This window comes from Paenibacillus sp. J22R98 (assembly GCF_059383835.1).
The window spans coordinates 222,372-242,132 of the sequence record NZ_JBXENW010000008.1; the positions used below are offsets into that span (position 1 = coordinate 222,372).

The window sequence follows — 19,761 nt, forward strand, 5'->3', positions numbered from 1 at the left end:
CGACTTGCTCTCGCAAGTCGGTTTTTTGCTTATTCTTACAGGGAACTCTTCAGAGCTTCGATGCTTTGCAGCAACTGATCCGCGAAAGCAGCGTCGATCTTTTTGCCTTTCTCCTTGTTGATATCCTTTTCTAGCTGTTTGAAATCTTTCGCGTCAAGCTTGCCTTTTGCTTGAGCCTTTTGGATTTTGTCAATTTCCGATTGAAGAGACTTCGCGGTTTTGGCATCCGCGATCAAACCCCGGGTTTCCCCGAGAGAGATCACTTCGTCTAGTTGAGCGACTTCCATCGTGATTTCCAAACTGAACGTCTTCGTCGTCTGATGACCGAGATTATCCGTCGCTGTAACAACGATCGGATACGTTCCAACCGCGAGGCCGAGCGGATTTACGGAAACCGTTCCGGCTGTCGTCTTGCCGTTAAAGGATACGGTCAACGATTGCAAGCCGCTTCCGCTGTCGCTTGCGGAGAACGCGAGCGATACCGCTTCCGTTTGCAAGTACGACAGATCGCTCGGTGCAACGATTACCGGCGGCGTCGAATCAATCGTGATGAGGCTTTCGGCCGTTACGCCCGATCCGTCCTTCGCCGTGGCGACGACTTTGACTACGCCGTCAGCAACCGCAGTCAGTAGTCCGTTCGAGTCGATCGTCGCTTTGTTCGTTGCGTTGCCATTCGTGCCGACGACCGTCCAGGAGACGGATTTATCGGTCGCGTTGTCAGGCGTTACTGCGGCATTCATTTGCAGCGTGCCGCCGAGGCTCGAGATCGAGGAAGCGCCGTTCGCTCCTGTTACGGTAATGTCGGTAACGGCTACATCCGCTTGAACCAAGTCGGTTATCGCCGCCTGCAGTGCCGTAACCGCCGCATCAATCTGCGCTTGGGTCGCGGCGTTGTTTGACACAACAGCTATCGCAGCGTCTAAGGCTGTTTCTAAAGCTGCCCAACTCGCCTCCGTGTACTCGGCTTCAACAAGCGCACCGCCCTCGGCTATCAGCTGTTGCAGCGCGGAGGTATCCACAGTGACATTGCCTGGCTTATCGTCCGGGTTACCGATGACAGGAATATAAGTACTCTCGCTTGGCGCTGAGATCGTCATTGGCTCGGTGTAGCCGCAGATGCCCAAATACCCTGCATTCGGAAGATAATTGTTCTCGTCAATCCAACTTGCGACGATCGTGTCGCCCGCCTTGACTCGGATCCACACGCCATAGTCGGTGTTCACTGTACTAATTTTAACGAGTGTGTTTGTATACGCCGGTACAAAGCCTTTGTTGTCCGCCAGCGCCGATCTGCCGTCATCCGACAGAATGCTTGAACCGGGCTTCCAGAGTTCCGGCCAGTGCTGAATTTCAAAGGAGCCCTCCTTGAAGATAACGCTGTATTTCGTGCCGCTCCAAGGGTTGTTCAGCAGATCTACGTCGGTCGGAGCCCGCAGGGTAAAGTTAGGGAATGCCCCGGTGTTCATGCCGGACTCAAATCCAACCACGAACTCTGCATCGCCGAATGTTCTGCCTGTGTAACCTGCAGTTCCAGCCCCGACGGGGGTCAACTCTTTATTGTTATTCGCCCAGTTGATGGAAGTCCCTCCGGATTGCCAGTTGTCCTTATCTGCGATGACCGAGCCCATATCCACGTATTCGGTCACTCGTCCGAGTTTGACTGAGGATTCAGTCGCCAGGCCGAAGTAGCCTGGGGCGGAGACGTTTAAGTTATTTTCATCTCGAACGGAGAACAATGTTTCGTTTCCGCTCTTGAGCGTCACGGTCACGCCGCCGTAGCCGCTTTCGTTGACGTCATCCCATACTGCGCCGGCCTTCAAGAGCCGGTCGTTAATGTCTACCGTCCACTGTCCCAATTGGAGACCCTGACCGTTGTAATAACGGGTAAGTGTGGCTGTTGTTCCTTGAATATCAATTTCGTACCTGTTGGCAGCTCGCGTCGCCGCTGTTGCCCGGAGTATGATGTTCAGATCAAGATCGTCAAGATTTTCACTCTGATCCAATTTCAAATAGAAGTCCTTGTTACTGTACTTTTCCTGGGTGTAGAACGCAGCGGCTGACTGGCCGGGCTGCGCTACCAGAGTGAGGCCGGACGTTTCGTCTTTTACAAACGACGATTGGTTGGCTGCAGTCCATTTGGAATCCTCAAACAACATATCGTCCACCAATGCCACTGGGGAATTAAGCATCGGGTACAGATCGTCGCTGACCGGTCCCTGGTCCGGCGTAACGTCGGCACGCACAACCGAGAAGTCGTCTACCAGTGCTCGTGATCCGGTTGTTGTCTTTTTGGCATAGACTGTGGCTGTTCCGGTCTCGTCTGCTGTAAATTTGATCGATACCGATCGCCATGCCGGCCGGTCCAATTCACCTTTGAGGGTAGTTGCACCGACGTTCACGCTTATTTCCACCTTTTGCCCATCGGCGCTGCTGCCGTTGCCCATCCGGGCAAAACCGCGCAGCACGTATTCCGCACCAGGCTCCAGACCTGTAATCTCCTGCTCGAGTCCGATGTTCTGACCGGTCAGTTCCACGGCGTTCTGATCGCGGGCATGAGCATTGTCGGCAGATGAACCGGCTCTGACGAGCGATGCGCTTCCTGTCCCTGTCTTTTCCCAATACGGCATCGAGCCCATGCTCGGGAAGTCTACACGCGGCCACTCAAAACCGCTGTTGAACAGCAGGTTTTTGTTCGCATAAGGCAGGAACTGCGGGCCGCTGCTAACTTCTTCGGCCGTTACCGGAGTGCCCTTAAGACCGGCAGTCCAGGTATCTCCCGGCTGATAGGCGCCCATACCGACCGCGTCGGAACCGGATTTCAAGGTAAAGTCAAACGCCGATGGGTTGTTGAAGGTTGCAGTTCCATCGATGTTGTCTTCCGGTCTGCTGTAGTTGTCCAGCACTACCGCGCCGACGTTGACGTTGTCGGTACCCACACCGCGGGAATCCACAATGTTGTTCATAAATACGTCCATGTACGCGTCGCCGGGTGAGTTCGTGTAAATTTCAGGGTTCGAGTGACTGGTTGCTCCTTTGTATACCGTATTGTTGACCACGGATATAAACTCGGAGCTGGAGTTTATGAACACAGCCGCCCACGGCAAATTCCAGAACACATTGCCGTATACCAGGGCGTTTTTGCAGCCCAGATCGAAGTACACGCCATTGGAAAATTCGCTGTGGGAATCATGGATTTTGTTGTGGTGAATTTGGCTGTTACCAAAATCGTTGTAAGCAAAATACATCAGACCTGCGTCGGTGCTGTGCCAGTTACCGTCATGGATATCGTTGTAGGAGATTTCGCTGGCATAGAAGCTGCCGCCGATCAGAGTGCCGCTGGCGTTATAGATCTGGTTGTGGCTGATCAAGTGGTTTATTCCCGAAATGGTAATCGAGAAGGTAAACAAGGTAGGGCCGGTAGTAGCGTCATGCAGCTTGCTATTGACGATCTTGTTGCCCTCGCCCTCGACGGTGACCAGCGCGCCGGCAGAATAAGCGATCTCACTGTTGATCAAGGTGTTGTTCTTTCCGCCCACGATGATGCCGCCCCGTTCACTCTGTGGGGACAGGAATTCGGTGACGTATTTGGCAGTCATCTTATCAACTACATTGCTCACGCCGTTACGCATGGTCATGCTGCAGCCGTTCAGGTCAATACCTTCGATATGGATGTACTTACGGCTGGACAGATCCAAGCCCCATTCACGTGCTTTGTAACGAACATCCAGGTCGTTGGGGTCCATGCCGTTCGGGAGCTGTAAATACAAGGTTTCGCTATTCTGGTTATAGTACCACTCGTATGGCGCGTCCAGAGCAGCCATCGCGTTTTGGATATAGTAATGGAAATTGTCGCCTGAGGCGTAGCCGGTCGGGCCCAGCTCGTAGAAGTTCATGTTCGTAAGATTAAGCCAGCCTGGCGTGGATGAGACGACTTCCCCGCCGGATAGGTTCCAGCCGCGGTTGTCCATGCCCACGATGGCTGCACCGTTCCATGTACCGGCAGGCTGGTTCATCTCGGGATCACGGAGCTTGCCCGTAGGGGTAGACCATCCCCCTGTGCTGGCGTTCTCGCCGTCGAACACATAAGTCAGCCAATTCGGACGGTAATAGGCATCTTCCTTAGCAACGTTTGGATACCGTGAAGGAAGCATGGCTTCGCCATCCACAAAAATTTGATTGCGGTAATTGCCCATCGGCAAGCTAACGTTTACTTTCCAGAGGTTTGCATCATTCGCGTTATATTGCACCGCGCTCGGGTTTGACGCCGTCTGCCATGCCTCGGTAACCAGATTCGCACCGGAAATAACGACTTTCTCTCCGTTGTTTGTTTTATATGAAATGGGGTGATCAGCCGTGCCGTTGTACTTCGGACGTACGGATTCCTCATATACGCCCTCGTGAACGATTACTGTTTCGCCAGGCAGGAGAACATCGGCTGCCTTCTGAATCGTAAGGAAAGGTTCGGCCTCGGTGCCGGGGTTGCTGTCGCTGCCGGTCTTGGCCACATGATAGGTTTTGTCGCCTACCTGATTGGTGTCGGCTGGATCAGCCTGCTGGCCGGTACCGTCTGTATTAGGCGCTCTGTTATATAGCGCTGCATGCGCGGCGGCGTCGAGAACTGAAGGGAACACGGACAGCTCATCCAGAAGGCCGGTATACGCGCTTTCATTATAGCCGCCCCCGCCGAACCATTTGTAGGCTTGCAGATTAACAGGGAATGTGGACGTGTAGGTCTTTTCACCGATCAGACTGCCGTCCAGATACAGAGCAACGGTTTTCTCCGTCGCGCTGAAGGAGAACGACAGATAGTGCCAGTTGCCGTCAGCCAGATTCGCTGCTGGCGCTGATAAGCTGCTATCCCAAGAGGAGCCATCCGATCCGTAAGATAGGAAGCTTATCTTGGTGTCTGTGTAATTGTTTTCACTGGTGCCCCATCCGATATTCCACCAGATTTCTCCATTATTTAGCCCCCAACTGCCATCGGAGCCGCCATAAGGTGGGGCTAACAACGAACTGGATGTTCCAGGGCTTGGAGCTCCAGGCTTAACCCACACGCCCATAGAAAGATCATTTACATTCGCGAACTGTGCGCCGTAGTCGATTGTGAGCCCGCTCGCACCTCTGCTGTCAGTAGAGATCGCGGAAGTATCGCCCCGGCCGTTGTGATCGTTATCCCACACATAGTTGTTCAATGTGGCCGTGAGACCGTCCGAAAGGGCGCTGGAGGTCAAACCATTCCCCTCATTAAAAGGGAAAAGGATCTCATCGTGCAAGGTATCGCCCGGATTGCCGCCAACGCTCGTATTAGGCGCTCTGTTATATAGCGCTTCATGAGCGCTGTCGCCGAGAACTGAAGGGAAAACGGACAGCTCATCCAGAAGACCCGTGTACGCGCTTCCATTATAGCCAGCCCCGCCGAACCATTTGTAAGCTTGCAGATTAACAGGGAATGTGGACGTGTAGGTCTTTTCACCGATCAGACTGCCGTCCAGATACAGAGCGACTGTTTTCGCCGTCGCGCTGAAGGAGAACGACAGGTAGTGCCAGTCGCCGTCGGCCAAATTCCCCGCTGGTGCCGAAAGGCTGCTCCCCCACTCCGAGCCATCCGATCCGTAAGATGTGAAGTTTATTGTTGTGTCGTCATAATTGTTTTCACTGGTACCCCAGCCGATATTCCACCAGATTTCTCCGGCGTTTAACCCCCAATTGCCAGTGGTACCGGCATAAGGTGGGGCCATTAAATAACTGGATGTTCCAGGACTTGGAGCCGCGGGCTTAACCCAAACGCCCATGGTAAGATCATTTACACTCGCGAACTCAGTGCCGTAGTCGATTGCGAGCCCGTTCTTGCCTGTTTGGTCATTGGAGATTGCAGAAGTATTGCCCCGTCCGTTTTGATCCCACACATAGTTGTCCAATGTGGCCGTCAGACCGTCCGAAAGGGCGCTGGAGGTCGAACCATTACCCTCATTGAAAGGGAAAAGAATCTCGCCCTGAAAGGGATCGCCAGGATCGCCCGGATTGCCGCCAACGCTAGTATTAGGCGCTCTGTTATATAGCGCTTCATGCGTGCTGTCGCCCAGAACCGAAGGGAAAACGGACAGCTCATCCAGAAGGCCGGTGTACGACTTATCCTGGTACCCATTCCCGCCGAACCATTTGTATGCTTGCAGATTGACAGGGTATAGGGAACTATAATCTTTTTCGCCGATCCGATTGCCGTCCACATACAGCGCGATTGTTTTCGCCGTCGCACTTAAGGAGTACGCCAAATAGTGCCAGTTGCCGTCGGCCAGGTTCCCTGCTAGCGCTGAAATGCCGCCATCCCATTCGGAACCGTCCGATCCGTAAGATAATAAGCTTATACTTGTGTCAGCGAAGTTGTTTGCACTGGTGCCCCAGTTGATACTCCACCAGATTTCTCCATTACTGAATCCCCAGTTGCCTGTGGTGCCGCCATAAGGTGGGGCCATCAAAGAACTGGTTTGTCCAGAATTGGGAGCTGAGGGCTTTACCCAAACGCCCATGGTTAGATCATTTACACTCGCGAATGAAGTGCCGTAGTCGATTGTGAGCCCGTTCTTGCCTGTTTGGTCATTGGAGATTGCAGAAGTATTGCCCCGGCCGTTTTGATCCCACACATAGTTGTCCAATGTGGCCGTCAGACCGTCCGAAAGGGCGCTGGAGGTTGAACCATTACCCTCATTGAAAGGGAAAAGAATCTCGCCCTGAAAGGGATCGCCAGGGTCGCCCGGATTGCCGCCAACGCTAGTATTAGGCGCTCTGTTATATAGCGCTTCATGCGCGCTATCGCCCAGAACCGAAGGGAAAACGGACAGCTCATCCAGAAGGCCGGTGTACGACCTATCCTGGTACCCATTCCCGCCGAACCATTTGTATGCTTGCAGATTGACAGGATATAGGGAACTATAATCTTTTTCGCCGATCCGATTGCCGTCCACATACAGCGCGATTGTTTTCGCCGTCGCACTTAAGGAGTACGCCAAATAGTGCCAGTTGCCGTCGGCCAGGTTCCCTGCTGGCGCTGAAATGCCGCCATCCCATTCGGAACCGTCCGATCCGTAAGATAGTAAGCTAATACTTGTGTCAGCGAAGTTATTTGCACTGGTGCCCCAGTTGATACTCCACCAGATTTCTCCATTGCTGAATCCCCAATTGCCTGTGGCGCCGCCATAAGGTGGGGCCATCAAAGAACTGGTTTGTCCGGAATTGGGAGCTGAGGGCTTTACCCAAACGCCCATGGTTAGATCATTTACACTCGCGAATGAAGTGCCGTAGTCGATTGTAATCCCGTTCTTGCCTGTTTGGTTATTGGAGATTGCGGAAGTATGGCCACGGCCGTTTTGCTCCCACACATAGTTGTCTAATGTAGCTGTTAGATCGCCCGAAAGGGCGCTGGAGGTCGTACCATTCCCCTCATTGAAGGGGAATAGGATCTCGCCTTGGAAGGGATCGCCGCCGGTAGGGGTATCTGCGAAAGCAGTCGCCGGTAGCAGTGTAATTGCAACCATCAAAATACTGAGAACCAAAGATGTCAGACGTGAAGCCAAGCGTGATGTCATTCTGTGCTTGTTCATTTTCTCATCCCTTCTATGGTACATTTTGTGAGTCGATCATGGTTTATCATCATGGCAATGGAATCATCATCTCCCATATTTAAAATACTTTTTTGACGTGTTGCAAGATCGTTACTCTAGCTGTTCGCCCCAACTCCAAAAACAAGTGTCAAGATGCAGCGCTTATTCATTGTCAACTTGTATTTTAGTGTCAGCACTAAAAGGAGAAAATGAACTATTCTACGATTTTCGGACAAAACATGTTGAAGTCCCAAATTACGCCTCTTTCTTCCGATTGGAATGAGAAGCTAGCAAAAATAAAACGGCTGCCCCTTGTTCTGGCAGCCGTTCTGTATAGGGTTATAGTGGGTGCTGAGAGTTCGATTTCGAGACTCTCAGCTGCTTTTTCTCGCGGTTTCGCCTGTGGAGCTTACTCTCAAAAACGATAGAGATAGCCGCTATCGACTATACTAGACTGCAACTTCGGCGCCCTGTCGCAGCATTTTACCGCCGAGAGCGGCAATAAAAAAGCCAGACCAGCAAAGCCGGTCCGGCCGCAACAACCTATCCCAAAATCGATTCAATCCGTGCCAGCACGTCCTCCGACAGCTTGATGCCGGAAGCGGCTACGTTCTCGACAACTTGCTCCGGACGGCTTGCGCCAACTAGAGCACTAGCTACGTTCGGTTGGCGCAGAATCCATGCGAGCGCCAGTTGGCCGGTCGTAATCTCAAGCTCGCCCGCGATTTCGGACAAGGCGCGTACTTTTGCAAGCTTCTCGTCCGTGATGCCTTTGCGCATCCAATCGAGTTTCGCTGCACGGCTGCCCTCCGGCAGGTCTGCTGCGGACGTGTATTTGCCCGTTAGCAAACCTTGTGCAAGCGGCGAGAAGACCACCTGACCGATGCCGTTCTTCTCCCCGTAAGGGATGACTTCTTTCTCGATATAACGCTCGAACATGTTGTAGATCGGCTGGCTTACTACGATACGGTCGAGCAAATAACGGTCAGCCGTTCCTAGTGCATCTGCCATTTGCGATGCTGTCCACTCGCTTACACCTGCATACAGCACTTTGCCGGAGCGGATCAGATCGTCGATCGCGCGCAGCGTCTCTTGCAGCGGCGTTTCCGGATCATAGCGGTGGCAATAGAAAATATCTACATAATCTGTATTCAGACGCTTCAAGCTGGCATTCGCCTGCTCGATCACATGCTTGCGGGACAAGCCGCGGTCATTCGGGCCGTCACCCATTGGCCAGAACGCTTTAGTCGCGAGCACATAAGATTCACGCGGGAACTGCTTGATCGTTTCGCCGAGCAATACTTCCGCAGCACCGCGCTCGTACACATTCGCAGTATCGAAGAAATTAACGCCAAGCTCGTACGCCTTCTCGATCGCTTTTACCGCATTCTCACGTTCAACATAACCGCCATATGTAAGCCAGCTCCCCAAGCTGACTTCGCTCACCTTTAGTCCACTGCCGCCTAGTCTTCTAAAATTCATTTCTCCAACCTCCTAAAGATAATTGCAGTTCCCTGCATGCGCTGTCAAACCGACGCACCCCCTATTCTACTCATATCATTATAGATTTTAAAGTAGTGAAATATTTGTCATTATATTATACTTAATATATATACTATACTTTATGTAACTAATTAAAACGGAGGATTCCCTGATGTCTGTAAACAATTATGTCCCGAAGGTACCGGCCGAAATCGCCTGCAATATTGAGAGAACACTGGATGTGATCGGCGGAAAATGGGCCTTTCTTGTCTTGCGCGAGCTATTCTGCGAGAAGCGCCGTTTTGGCGAGCTGCAGCGGTTGATCCCTTCGGTTAGTCCGCGAGCGCTGACGAGTACGCTTCGACACTTGGAGGGACAAGGCGTGCTTGAGCGCCATGTATTCCCTACTGTGCCGGTAACTGTTGAATATTCGCTGACTCCTAAGGGCGTCGATCTGCATCAAATTCTGCATGAAATGAAGCTATGGGCTGCCAAGTGGACCTAATCTCCGGCACAAAGAAAAAGAGCAGGGACATCACATCATGACGTGAACCCTGCTCTTGCTATGTCTCGAACCCTAACTGCTATAGTCCGATAATCTGTTTGATTTGCAGCTGACGCTCCGCGGACAAATCCACGAACTCTTCTCCGATCCGCACGAGCGGAGCTTCCTCGTCATGCGGATTAATAAATACGATCTCGCCGACGCGGTCATCTGTAAGTACGACTTTCTGGCCGATCATTTTGGTCGTAATATTCTCCAGGAAAACCGATACGATATGCGGGTCCAACTGCCCGAAATAGCCTTCGCGAAGCTGACGAACCACCTCGTAAAATGGCAATGCTTTATGATAGGGGCGATCGGAGGACATCGCATGGAAGATATCCGCCACCGCAACGATTTTGCTGAAACTATCGATTTTATCCGAGGTTAGTCCGAGCGGATATCCTTTGCCGTCTTCGCGCTCATGATGCTGAAGCGCGACTAACGCAGCACGGTAGCTGATGCCTTCGGTTTTCTTCAATATTTCATAGCCGTAAATGGTATGTTTCTTCACGACCTCGAATTCTGCCTCGGTCAGCTTGCCTGGCTTGTTTATAATTTCCGGCGGAATTTTCACTTTACCTACATCGTGCAGTGTTGCCGCAAGCGTAAGCGCTGTCAATTCATCCTCTTTAAGATTCAGCCACTTGCCGATCATCGTCGCCAGCACGCCAACACCGATGTTGTGCTGATACGTATAATCCCCCTGCGCCTTGACCGCCTCGAACAATTCAAAAATATTCGGATGGCTGGCCACGCTCTTTACAGCGGGAATAATATTATTCTGCAGCTCGTCCATCGGAACCTTGCCTGTTTCCCGAATCGAGTTATACATTTCCTTGGCCCGGTTCGATACCTGGCTCACAGCGGAATGGGGGGCACTCGGCTCTGCCGTCTTCGTCGGTTCCACTACATCAAAGATAACGGAAATATGATCGATTTTGTGCTTCTCCAGTAGGACCAAGTGCTCTTCTTGCAGCACGATGTTAGCAGGCAGCACGGTGACACCAAATGCATTTACGACTTCATTTTTTAAGGTTTTCCCCAAATAGTTTCGCATAGCGCCTCCAACAAAAGTCGTACTTGTTCCTTTTTTCCAAGGTAAATGTTTACTGTTTACTCTACTGTACCATGATGATGCAGCCATTGTCCTATGGTATTGTTTTACAGACTGCAATAATGATTCAAAAGAACTACTCGAAACGCCAAAAAGAGCCTCCTTCTCTACCAAGAGGCCCATTTTTTATCTGGTCATAATCATTTACAATTCGCCGGTCATCAATGCCGTTGTCCACCGGTCTACCATATATGGAAGTGCGGGCGGGCTTTTACGCTTACCTGCCCGACTGCGAGGAGAAGTAGTCGTCGGCTCTTGCTGCGTTCCGCGCTTACGGAGCGTGGATTTGGAGCGGTGCAGCACCATTTTCACAGCCGGAACCGTGCATTGCAGCTCATCGGCAATGTCTTGGTAGGAATAATCGAACACCTCAGCGAGCAGCAGCATCTCCATCTCGCGGGCGGACAGATGCTCTGTTACCCACTCCAGCGTCCCGCGAATGTTGGCGTAGTTGTTATCGTAATACGGCAGCTGAAGCGCCTCATCGATCGGAACGGTTATGCCGCGTCGTCTGCGATGTGCGTCAATATGCACGTTGCGGGCGATTTTGTACAGCAGCGACCTAGGGTGACGAAGAATGCCGGTATCCCGATAATGCTTGAATGCCCGAAGCAGCGCCTCCTGCAGCAGATCCTCCGATTCCCATTTGGATGCGGTCAAATAATAACAATATGTCCGCACATGCCGGAGATGCGGCTTGATTGCTTCTTCGAACTCGGTCCACGGCTTCATGCTATCTGGTCTCCCCCCTGCTTTTGTCCTGTTTCACTGATCCTGACTCTCAGTCTAACAGGCCATTGTGAACATGATGTGAAAAAGAGGAGAAATCAAAATGAATTTTTTAGAAGTCCGAACAGCTGGGCGGCACAGGCCTCTGCCCACTCGGCCGTATGAGCCATCGCCTCTTCTAGGCTGCATGGGCCGGGAACGATGGAGAATGCACTCACCTTCCCCAGCTTACTCAGCTCGTCCATCGCCAACAACCTCAGCCCGCACAAAATAATAACCGGAACGCCAAGCGATCCCGCAGCTTTGCACACCCCTGCCGCAACCTTACCGGATAACGTCTGCTCGTCCAGCTTGCCTTCACCGGTAATGATGTAATCGGCGTCCTTCGCTGCTGTCGCAAACCCGCTTGCTTCCATAACCACTTCAATGCCGGGGCGGACCACTGCATTCATGAATCCGGCAATGCCAGCTCCCATACCTCCGGCAGCACCGCCGCCCGGGAGGGTTAGCACGTCGATTCCGCGCGTGGCGCGGATCTGCTCGGCGAATAGGCGCAGTCCCTCATCGAGGACCGCAACCATCTCCGGCGTTGCCCCCTTCTGCGGGCCGAAGATAGCCGATGCGCCTTGCGGGCCGCACAGCGGATTGGTGACGTCGCTCGCGATCGTAACCTGCGATTCCGCTAGACGCGGATCCAGCCCGGCGGCATCCAGCTCCGCGAGCTTGCTCAGCGCACCGCCGCCTTCGGCGAGGGGCTGTCCTTGCGCGTCTTGCAGCTGCAGACCCAGCGCTCGCAGCATGCCGGCCCCGCCATCATTGGTCGCGCTGCCGCCAAGGCCGATAATGAATTTGCGATAGCCCTGATCGAGTGCATGCTTGATCAGTTCGCCTGTGCCGCGGCTTGATGTCAGCAGCGGCTGTCTCTCTTCTGCGGTTAGCAGTGGTAGACCTGAGGCTTGGGCCATTTCAATAATTACGGTCTCGCCATCGCCTAGTACGCCATAAGCGGCTGTCATGGCGCGACCAAGCGGGTCGGTCGCTGCTGCCTCAATCCGCTTGCCGCCGGTAGCGTGCACGAGGTTGTCCATAATGCCTTCTCCGCCATCGGCCAGCGGCAGCTCCAGCAGCTCTGCCTCCGGCATGACGGACCGAATGCCCTGGGCAATGGCTTGGCACAGCTCCCTTGCCGATGCTGAGCCTTTGAATGAATCAGGTGCAATGACAACTTTCATATGTCGATCTACTCCCGTCGAATATAGCTATTTTATTTATTATAGCTCCAATTATCCTATATAATTTGTTCTACATCACTACAATTCATAACGGGGAATGATCACGATGGAAGAAATGAAGGACTGGAAGAATGGCACATTAGTCGGGCATCGATTTATTGCCTCTTTCAGCGGCGGCAAGGACAGCGCGCTAGCTTTATATAAAGCGATGCAGGTTGGTGAAGCGATCGGCCTTATCGTGATGCTGGAGGAAGAAGGAAAACGCTCCAGATCCCACGGCATGCCACCCGAGCTTATACGCGCTCAAGCGGATTCGATCGGACTGCCCCTCTATACTGCGGCTGCGAGCTGGACCGATTATGAGCAAGCTTTTATCGGCCTACTGGTAGAAGCCAAGGAACGCGGAGCCGAGGTGCTCGTGACAGGCGACTTGGAAATGACGGATTATGGCTGCTGGCAGGACGAAGTTTCGGCGAAGGCGGGATTACAGCTTGGCATGCCGCTATGGCAAATGGATCATCTGGAAACCGTAGAAACGTTCATCAATCTCGGTTTCCTATCGATCGTGGTGACCGTCAACTTATCGCTCGGTATGCGAGAATCTGATCTCGGGCGCATGCTGGACCATGAGTTTGTAAAAGAGCTCCTCGAACGCAGCGTCGACCCTTGCGGAGAAGGCGGCGAGTTTCACACAACCGTGCTGGACGGGCCAATCTTCAAATCGCCAATTCCGGTTCGCAAATGTGAAATTGTGCGGCATGGCGATTACGCCTTCCTGCCTTTGGAGCTGGATCGGAGCTGAACGATGGAAGGTGGCTCTGGGAGCTACACATTCGCTGGATTTGCCAACAAACTGCTGATGTGTTGCTCTAGGAGCTACACATTCGCTGGATTCACCAACTAACTGCTGATGTGTGACTCTGGGAGCAACACATTCGCTGAATTTGCCAACTTGCTGCCTATGTGTGGCTCTGGGAGCTACACATTCGCTGGATTCGCCAACTAACTGCTGATGTGTGGCTCTGGGAGCTACACATTCGCTGGATTCGCCAACTAACTGCTGATGTGTGGCTCTGGGAGCTACTTTTCCGGGGTATCCCGTCGTTGAGCGGTACTGCTACCTCTCTTGAGTCCACTTCCCCGCTCCACCGCCAATGTGCGGTAACCACAACCTTTCTTGCACCCACTCCCCGCTCCACCGCCAATATGCGGTAACTGCTACCTCTCCCCTTATACATACAAAAAAAGACCGCCTCAAAGTGGCTAAGCACACTTTTGAGACGGTCCTCTTGGCATCTAATCTAAACGCTATTCTTCCGTTTCGTTCATATCGTTGTACAGCTCGTTGCTGCCCGGCATGAGCAACCACTTATTGTCCACCTTTTTCAGGTTGTACAGGTTGATCGATTTGATCGGCATCATCTCGCCATCGATGGTTACTTCAAACGTGTGCAGCGTCAGAAGGAGTCCCTTGTCACCGTTTAATTCAACGATGGCATTCTTCTCCAGGTTCATCTTCAAGCTGGTTTCGGTGTCCTTGAACAATTCATCCATGGAAGCAACATCTTCCTCGAAGCCGTCCGCTCCGGGCACCAATGTCGCTTTGTATGCATTCAGGTCTTTCGCATTTACAGCCGCAGCGTTTGCGGCAATCAGTGCCGAAATAGCGGTCTTGTCTGCTTCAGGCGCTGCAATTTCTTGCTTCCACAGGCCATCGAGATCGAGCACTTGATGGGAGATCTGCTCTGCATCGTAGATCGCCCATTTGCCGTTCTCTTTGTGAAGCGTGTACAGCATCTCATTCTCCACATCCGCAAAGAAGCCGTCTCCGCCTACTTTAACCGATTGCTCTACCGTGTACACAACGGCTTCAACCGATGAATAGGAGTCGATTGTTTTCTCGCTGAATGTCGTCTTCGTGTGAACTTTCGCGAACGTTTCCTGCACGGAATCGCGGATTAAATCACGAACCGGAGACTCGGAGTGGAAGACCGCCATATAAGCTGCCGCATCTTGCGCATCCTCTGCCGCAGTCAGCTTGTCGAGCACGCCAAACACTTCTGCCTGCTGCTGCGCGGTTGGCCCTTTATCCACGATCGTAACAATTTTCTTCACGCCGTCCCAGTTGACCGTTTTGTCCGATAGTGTCGCGATGAAGCGTACACCAACCATCGTACGGCCGTTCAGCAGCTTCATTTCGCCATTGACCTGGACCTTCTTACCGTCAACCAATGCCGTCGTACCGCTCGGTTTCATCTCAATGCTGCGAACAGCCGACTTTGCTTTGATCAGCTTCGTCGAAGCGTTGTAATCAATGGAATAGCCCAGCTTCGTAAATAGCGTACGGAATTCCACGTAGGTTTTACCACTCTGTAGTACAGGCGGTGTAGGGAAGATGACCCACTCGCCATTTAGTTTCACTTTGATGTCCGATGCTCCGCTTGCCGCGGAAGCGGTTCCCGCTAAAGACGCGAATACGACGATAATTGCCAAAACTACACTTAACACACGTTTCATAAGAAACCTCACTTTCATTCTCTCCTATTGGATGACATGCCTAATAATAGTATACGAGAGAGATATCGACTTACAACGCTCCAAATGTTAACTATAGCGTGCGTTAACTACTTGCTTGTGCGTGCCCAGCTTCGGAACAACCGGATGCATAATGCCACCCAGCATGCGCTTATCCAATACCCTGCCAAAATATCAGAAGGATAATGAACGCCGAGATAGATACGGCATAAGCCAATGCTGATCATCATCGCTGCACTGAAGATTAAGAGCGTAATGCGCCATCTTCTCCGGTGAATGTGACGCCACAGTAAATAAGTAAGGAGAGAATAGAACGTGAACGCCGCCATCGAGTGGCCGCTCGGATAACTGAATCCTTGCTGCTCAACGAGCCGGTGAATATCCGGACGTGCACGCTTATAAACAGCCTTCAGCAGCTCGTTCAACAGCGTTGAGCCGAGCATGCCGCCTAGGAGCAAGACCAGCTCCTTCCGATGCTTCAATAGAAAGAATAAGAGAACGGCAACGAGCAGAACCAACGGTATCATCGTGGAGGACGAGCCGATTTTGGATAACACTTTTGCGATGGAGGTCAGCGTATCATTCTCCTGCCCTTGCACCGCGGAAATAATGGCTTCATCGAACTGCTTCAGCTTGTCCCGGGATACAAGCATCGACAGCCCCTGAAACCCTACGATTGCGAGAATAAACAAAATCAACCACATAACGAAATTAACCTCCGAATTTACAAAATGAAACTGACCGTCTTTGTCAGTCAAGACAGGGTAGAATAAATAGAAACACCCAACAAACTCGACCCATTAAAGGAGAAGATACCCGAATGAGACCACTGGATGGAAAAATAGCCGTCGTCGCAGGAGCGACAAGAGGCGCCGGGCGCGGCATTGCGATCGCACTTGGCCGCGCAGGTGCTACCGTCTATGTGACAGGCCGCAGCGTGCGAGGCAGCTTGTCAGACATGGGCCGCAGCGAAACCATAGAAGAAACGGCAGAGCTTGTGACTGCAGCCGGCGGCAAAGGCATCCCCGTCCGCTGCGACTATACAGTGGAGGACGATGTCCGCGCACTATACGCCCGTGTTGCTGAGGAGCAGCAAGGCCGACTGGATATTCAAGTGAACGATATCTGGGGCGGCGACCCTCTCACGGTATGGCATGAGCCGTTCTGGGAGCATTCGCTGCAGAACGGTCTGCTAATTCAGCAGCGCGGTGTCCATACGCATATGATGGCCAGCTACTACGCCGCACCGCTGATGATCGCCCATGGCTCCGGCGGGCTAATTATCGAAATAACCGACGGCTACGATTACCGGTACCGCGGCAATCTCTACTACAGTCTAGCGAAGATTTCCGTCATCCATCTGGCGCAAGCGATGGCAGCAGACCTCCGCCCGCATAATATTGCGGCGGTTGCCTTAACGCCCGGCTTCCTACGTTCAGAGGCGATGCTGGATCACTTCGGCGTGCAGGAAAGCAATTGGCGGGACGCTGCTGCAAAGGATCCCCATTTTCTCCAATCGGAAACGCCTGCTCTTATCGGTCAAGCTGCCGCTGCACTCGCATCCGATCCGAATGTGCTTGAGCGAAGCGGCCAAGCTTTGACCTCGTGGGACTTGTCCGAGGAATACGGCTTCGCGGATGCAGACGGCAGCCGGCCGCACTGGGGCCGTTATGCCGCGAAGCACGGCTTCTAATCGAAGTCGAAGCAGCTACAGTTCGAGCCAGATTGCGCTTTTATCATCGGATTTCTTCACGCGCGGGAAACACGTGCAATCCGGATCGGTCTCTTCAAGCTCCGTAAGCCACTCGATATAGCGGGGGAGCCCCATTTCTCGGACAAGCGATGCAATCTCAACGGCGCTATCCTTGTCCGGCTCTCCCGGAGGCTTAGGAATGTAGAGGCCATCGGTAAAGAGCAGCAGCGATTTCACATTCGTCCGGCTGATTCGGCCGAATTCCGCGTAATCACTAAACGTCGGGTCACCGTTAATAACGCCGTATCCGCCAAGCGTGTTTGCCACTTCGCGCCCCTCTATAATAACCGGCTTACTGTGCTCCCAGAGTGCTTCACGAGTCGTTAGACCTGCCGCGACGCCTTCTGCCCAGACCGCTTTGGTCCGGTCATCCACATGTGCCAATTGATCGTTCGTAATGATACGTATCGAACCGTCCGTGTAATAAACGGCCAGCATACAATCGCCTAGTTGGGCAAAATCAATCCATTTGGGCTGAATCCGTACCAAGGCCGCACAAGCATTCCACACGGATTCCTTCTGCTCCGGCGATATCCCCGCTTCTACCATTGCTGCTCGCAGCGAGGTATTGGCATGGGTGAGCAGATTCATCAGCATATCCGAAGCTGCCTCTTCAGCCGTAGCTTCATTGCATGTCCGAGCCACCAGCTGCGCAGCTAGGTAGCCGCCGCTTTCCCCACCTGGCCCTTTGTACGGGACAAGTGAAGTCGCTCCATCTATAACGCCGAACAGCTGGAGCTCATCATTGCGAATAATAGCATCCTCATTCCAAGGGCTTACCCCTTTTACCGATACTGAAGTGAGTTCCATAATCGTTCGACCTCTCCTTTTGAGATAGATTCGCTCGTAATTGCCGGCAGTAGATTTTAGCATAAGATAGACGCCGGATAAAGGCAATCCGATTTCATGCCTAGGGGAAAAATAAAGAGAAGACCCGAACCGGCTCCCACTGCAGCCGACTCGGGTCTTCTTATTTCATTGCCATCTCGAACCGCCCGGATGCGGACATCCCTTCGCCGCGAGCTTCGCTCGCACCTTCACGAAGCAGCCGCAATGCGCGCAGGTTGTGCCGTATTGAAGGGACGCGCACCCTTCACAATTCGAGAGTCTGCGCTCATACTGCGTGTCCGGGACACAATCGCCGGGATGCAGCGCAAGCTTGCTTAGAATCCGCTGCAGCTGCGCTTCCTCCACATGCACGGATGCACTGCAGCCTTTGCAGCCTTCCTGTCTCTGCGTGTCAGCTCCCATGCGCATTAGCCCTAGCCCACACGAAGCACTGCTACTGAAGCAGGCGGCAACGTCACATGAATCGTACCTTCTTCATGCTGCTCAATCGCCTTCAGTACCGAAGGAGTTACATCTTCCGGCTGCTCTACGGTATTATGAGCGTTTAACGCACTGCCCTGCAGCACGGTTCCGCTGAGCGACAGACCGCCGATCGTTTGCTGCGTCAGACCTCTCAGCTCAAGTGTAATTTCCGCCGGCTCATTATGGCTCAGATTACAAAGGCTGACGTGGATCACCCCATCCTTGCCGCGGGAAGCGGACACGCTCGTCTGCGGAATCGAGGCACCATTCAGGCTGTAGGACGCCGCTTGATGGTTGATATCGAGCGCCTCTGCATCATGGTGGACTTTGAACATGTCGAAGACATGGTAAGTCGGCGTAACCGTCATCCGTGCGCCTTCCGTCAGAATGACGGATTGCAAGACATTGACGGTCTGCGCGATGTTCGCCATCCGCACCCGGTCACAGTGATTATGGAAAATATGCAGCGTAGCTGCCGCGACAAGCGCATCGCGCATCGTATTTTGCTGATAGAGGAAGCCCGGGTTCGTGCCCGGCTCTACATCGTACCAAGTGCCCCATTCGTCCACGATAAGGCTGATCCGTTTCTGCGGGTCGTATTTATCCATAATGGTGCTGTGTTTCTGAACGAGCTCGTCCATCACAAGCGCTTTGCGCAGCGTTTCGAACCATTCCGATGTTTCGAAGTCCGTAGCTGATCCCTTCTGCTGCCAGTTATGCGGAATCGTATAATAATGGAGCGTCAAGCCATCCATGAAACGCGCCGCATCCCGCATCAGCACTTCCGTCCAATTGTAATCGAAATCGCTGGCGCCGCACGCGATACGGAAGATTTTGTTATCGCCGTAGTTACGTACGTAGGTTTGATAGCGCCTGTAGAGATCCGCATAATATTCCGGCCGCATGTTGCCGCCGCAGCCCCAGTTCTCGTTGCCCACGCCAAAATAGCTGATCTTCCAAGGCTCGTCGCGTCCATTGGCCTGCCGCTCATTTGCCATAGGCGACTCCCCGTCGAAAGTCATATATTCGACCCACTCCTGCATTTCCTGGACTGTTCCGCTGCCTACATTGCCATTGATATAAGGCTCGCAGCCGAGCAGCTCGCAGAGCAGCAGAAACTCATGCGTGCCAAAATGGTTGTTCTCCACGACACCGCCCCAGTGGGTGTTGATCATCCGTTTCCGCATTTCCCGTGGTCCGATTCCATCTCGCCAGTGATATTCATCGGCAAAGCAACCGCCCGGCCAACGCAGCACAGGCAGATTTAATTGGCGAAGCGCTTTCAACACATCATTGCGAATCCCCTGCGTATTGGGAATATCCGAATCCTCGCCTACCCAAATGCCTTCATAAATACAGCGGCCCAAATGCTCGGAGAAATGGCCGTAAATATTGCGGTTAATGCTGCCTTTGCTGCGGTCTGCGTTGATGACTGTGCGGTTCGTCATGCGGATAGACAT

General features: G+C 52.9%; 13 protein-coding genes. 3 read left to right on the forward strand and 10 right to left on the reverse strand.

Going from position 1 to position 19,761, the window contains the following annotated elements; genetic code table 11:
* Positions 1–35: 35 nt before the first annotated feature.
* Together AC50Y3_RS22095 and AC50Y3_RS22100 are read right to left on the reverse strand one after the other, a co-directional pair.
* Positions 36–7,598, reverse strand: a complete 7,563-nt coding sequence (locus AC50Y3_RS22095; RefSeq protein ID WP_494820880.1) for a LamG-like jellyroll fold domain-containing protein — start codon at positions 7,596–7,598, stop codon at positions 36–38.
* 543 nt (positions 7,599–8,141) lie between these two features.
* Complete coding sequence (locus tag AC50Y3_RS22100; protein WP_494820881.1) at positions 8,142–9,080, reverse strand: aldo/keto reductase family protein; 939 nt, start codon at positions 9,078–9,080, stop codon at positions 8,142–8,144.
* A 172-nt stretch (positions 9,081–9,252) separates the two neighbouring features.
* Between AC50Y3_RS22100 and AC50Y3_RS22105 the strand changes: the two genes are divergently transcribed.
* Positions 9,253–9,585: a winged helix-turn-helix transcriptional regulator gene (locus AC50Y3_RS22105; protein ID WP_494820882.1), complete on the forward strand. Its 333-nt coding sequence runs from the start codon at positions 9,253–9,255 to the stop codon at positions 9,583–9,585.
* A gap of 79 nt (positions 9,586–9,664) precedes the next feature.
* Here AC50Y3_RS22105 and AC50Y3_RS22110 read toward each other — a convergent pair whose 3' ends face one another.
* From AC50Y3_RS22110 to AC50Y3_RS22120, 3 genes are all read right to left on the reverse strand, one after another.
* Entirely contained in the window at positions 9,665–10,684 is a 1,020-nt protein-coding gene (locus AC50Y3_RS22110) for an HD-GYP domain-containing protein (RefSeq protein WP_494820883.1), read from the reverse strand.
* Between the two features lie 201 nt (positions 10,685–10,885).
* Positions 10,886–11,473 (reverse strand): RNA polymerase sigma factor, encoded by a 588-nt coding sequence (locus AC50Y3_RS22115; protein WP_494820884.1) that lies wholly within the window; start codon positions 11,471–11,473, stop codon positions 10,886–10,888.
* A 95-nt stretch (positions 11,474–11,568) separates the two neighbouring features.
* Entirely contained in the window at positions 11,569–12,702 is a 1,134-nt protein-coding gene (locus AC50Y3_RS22120) for a glycerate kinase (protein WP_494820885.1), read from the reverse strand.
* Positions 12,703–12,808: 106 nt separating this feature from the next.
* Here AC50Y3_RS22120 and AC50Y3_RS22125 point away from each other — a divergent pair, with 106 nt between their 5' ends.
* Positions 12,809–13,504: a Dph6-related ATP pyrophosphatase gene (locus tag AC50Y3_RS22125; RefSeq protein ID WP_494820886.1), complete on the forward strand. Its 696-nt coding sequence runs from the start codon at positions 12,809–12,811 to the stop codon at positions 13,502–13,504.
* A gap of 506 nt (positions 13,505–14,010) precedes the next feature.
* On the opposite strand, the gene AC50Y3_RS22130 is transcribed toward AC50Y3_RS22125, so the two are convergent.
* Positions 14,011–15,219 carry a copper amine oxidase N-terminal domain-containing protein gene (locus AC50Y3_RS22130; RefSeq protein ID WP_494820887.1) on the reverse strand — a complete coding sequence of 403 codons (1,209 nt, stop codon included), beginning with the start codon at positions 15,217–15,219 and terminating at the stop codon, positions 14,011–14,013.
* A gap of 107 nt (positions 15,220–15,326) precedes the next feature.
* A complete protein-coding gene (locus AC50Y3_RS22135; protein WP_494820888.1) occupies positions 15,327–15,941 on the reverse strand; it encodes a phosphatase PAP2 family protein in 615 nt (204 codons plus the stop codon).
* A gap of 116 nt (positions 15,942–16,057) precedes the next feature.
* Here AC50Y3_RS22135 and AC50Y3_RS22140 point away from each other — a divergent pair, with 116 nt between their 5' ends.
* Positions 16,058–16,930 carry an SDR family oxidoreductase gene (locus tag AC50Y3_RS22140; protein WP_494820889.1) on the forward strand — a complete coding sequence of 291 codons (873 nt, stop codon included), beginning with the start codon at positions 16,058–16,060 and terminating at the stop codon, positions 16,928–16,930.
* 15 nt (positions 16,931–16,945) lie between these two features.
* Here the strand turns inward: AC50Y3_RS22140 and AC50Y3_RS22145 are convergent, their stop codons facing one another.
* The 3 genes from AC50Y3_RS22145 to AC50Y3_RS22155 all read right to left on the reverse strand — a co-directional run bounded on the left by AC50Y3_RS22145 (position 16,946) and on the right by AC50Y3_RS22155 (position 19,749).
* Positions 16,946–17,800 (reverse strand): protein phosphatase 2C domain-containing protein, encoded by an 855-nt coding sequence (locus AC50Y3_RS22145; protein WP_494820890.1) that lies wholly within the window; start codon positions 17,798–17,800, stop codon positions 16,946–16,948.
* Between the two features lie 165 nt (positions 17,801–17,965).
* Positions 17,966–18,247 (reverse strand): DUF6171 family protein, encoded by a 282-nt coding sequence (locus AC50Y3_RS22150; RefSeq protein WP_494820891.1) that lies wholly within the window; start codon positions 18,245–18,247, stop codon positions 17,966–17,968.
* A gap of 5 nt (positions 18,248–18,252) precedes the next feature.
* On the reverse strand, positions 18,253–19,749 hold the full coding sequence (locus AC50Y3_RS22155) for an alpha-N-arabinofuranosidase (RefSeq protein ID WP_494820892.1): 1,497 nt from the start codon (positions 19,747–19,749) through the stop codon (positions 18,253–18,255).
* Positions 19,750–19,761 lie beyond the last annotated feature (12 nt).

Bases quoted from the DNA above. Each gene is read 5' to 3' on its own strand.
- AC50Y3_RS22110 (WP_494820883.1), bottom strand. From the start codon at position 10,684: ATGCGAAACTATTTGGGGAAAACCTTAAAAAATGAAGTCGTAAATGCA.
- AC50Y3_RS22105 (WP_494820882.1), top strand. From the start codon at position 9,253: ATGTCTGTAAACAATTATGTCCCGAAGGTACCGGCCGAAATCGCCTGC.
- AC50Y3_RS22120 (WP_494820885.1), bottom strand. From the start codon at position 12,702: ATGAAAGTTGTCATTGCACCTGATTCATTCAAAGGCTCAGCATCGGCA.
- AC50Y3_RS22095 (WP_494820880.1), bottom strand. From the start codon at position 7,598: ATGAACAAGCACAGAATGACATCACGCTTGGCTTCACGTCTGACATCT.
- AC50Y3_RS22140 (WP_494820889.1), top strand. From the start codon at position 16,058: ATGAGACCACTGGATGGAAAAATAGCCGTCGTCGCAGGAGCGACAAGA.
- AC50Y3_RS22155 (WP_494820892.1), bottom strand. From the start codon at position 19,749: ATGACGAACCGCACAGTCATCAACGCAGACCGCAGCAAAGGCAGCATT.
- AC50Y3_RS22125 (WP_494820886.1), top strand. From the start codon at position 12,809: ATGGAAGAAATGAAGGACTGGAAGAATGGCACATTAGTCGGGCATCGA.
- AC50Y3_RS22145 (WP_494820890.1), bottom strand. From the start codon at position 17,800: ATGGAACTCACTTCAGTATCGGTAAAAGGGGTAAGCCCTTGGAATGAG.
- AC50Y3_RS22150 (WP_494820891.1), bottom strand. From the start codon at position 18,247: ATGCGCATGGGAGCTGACACGCAGAGACAGGAAGGCTGCAAAGGCTGC.
- AC50Y3_RS22100 (WP_494820881.1), bottom strand. From the start codon at position 9,080: ATGAATTTTAGAAGACTAGGCGGCAGTGGACTAAAGGTGAGCGAAGTC.
- AC50Y3_RS22130 (WP_494820887.1), bottom strand. From the start codon at position 15,219: ATGAAACGTGTGTTAAGTGTAGTTTTGGCAATTATCGTCGTATTCGCG.
- AC50Y3_RS22135 (WP_494820888.1), bottom strand. From the start codon at position 15,941: ATGTGGTTGATTTTGTTTATTCTCGCAATCGTAGGGTTTCAGGGGCTG.
- AC50Y3_RS22115 (WP_494820884.1), bottom strand. From the start codon at position 11,473: ATGAAGCCGTGGACCGAGTTCGAAGAAGCAATCAAGCCGCATCTCCGG.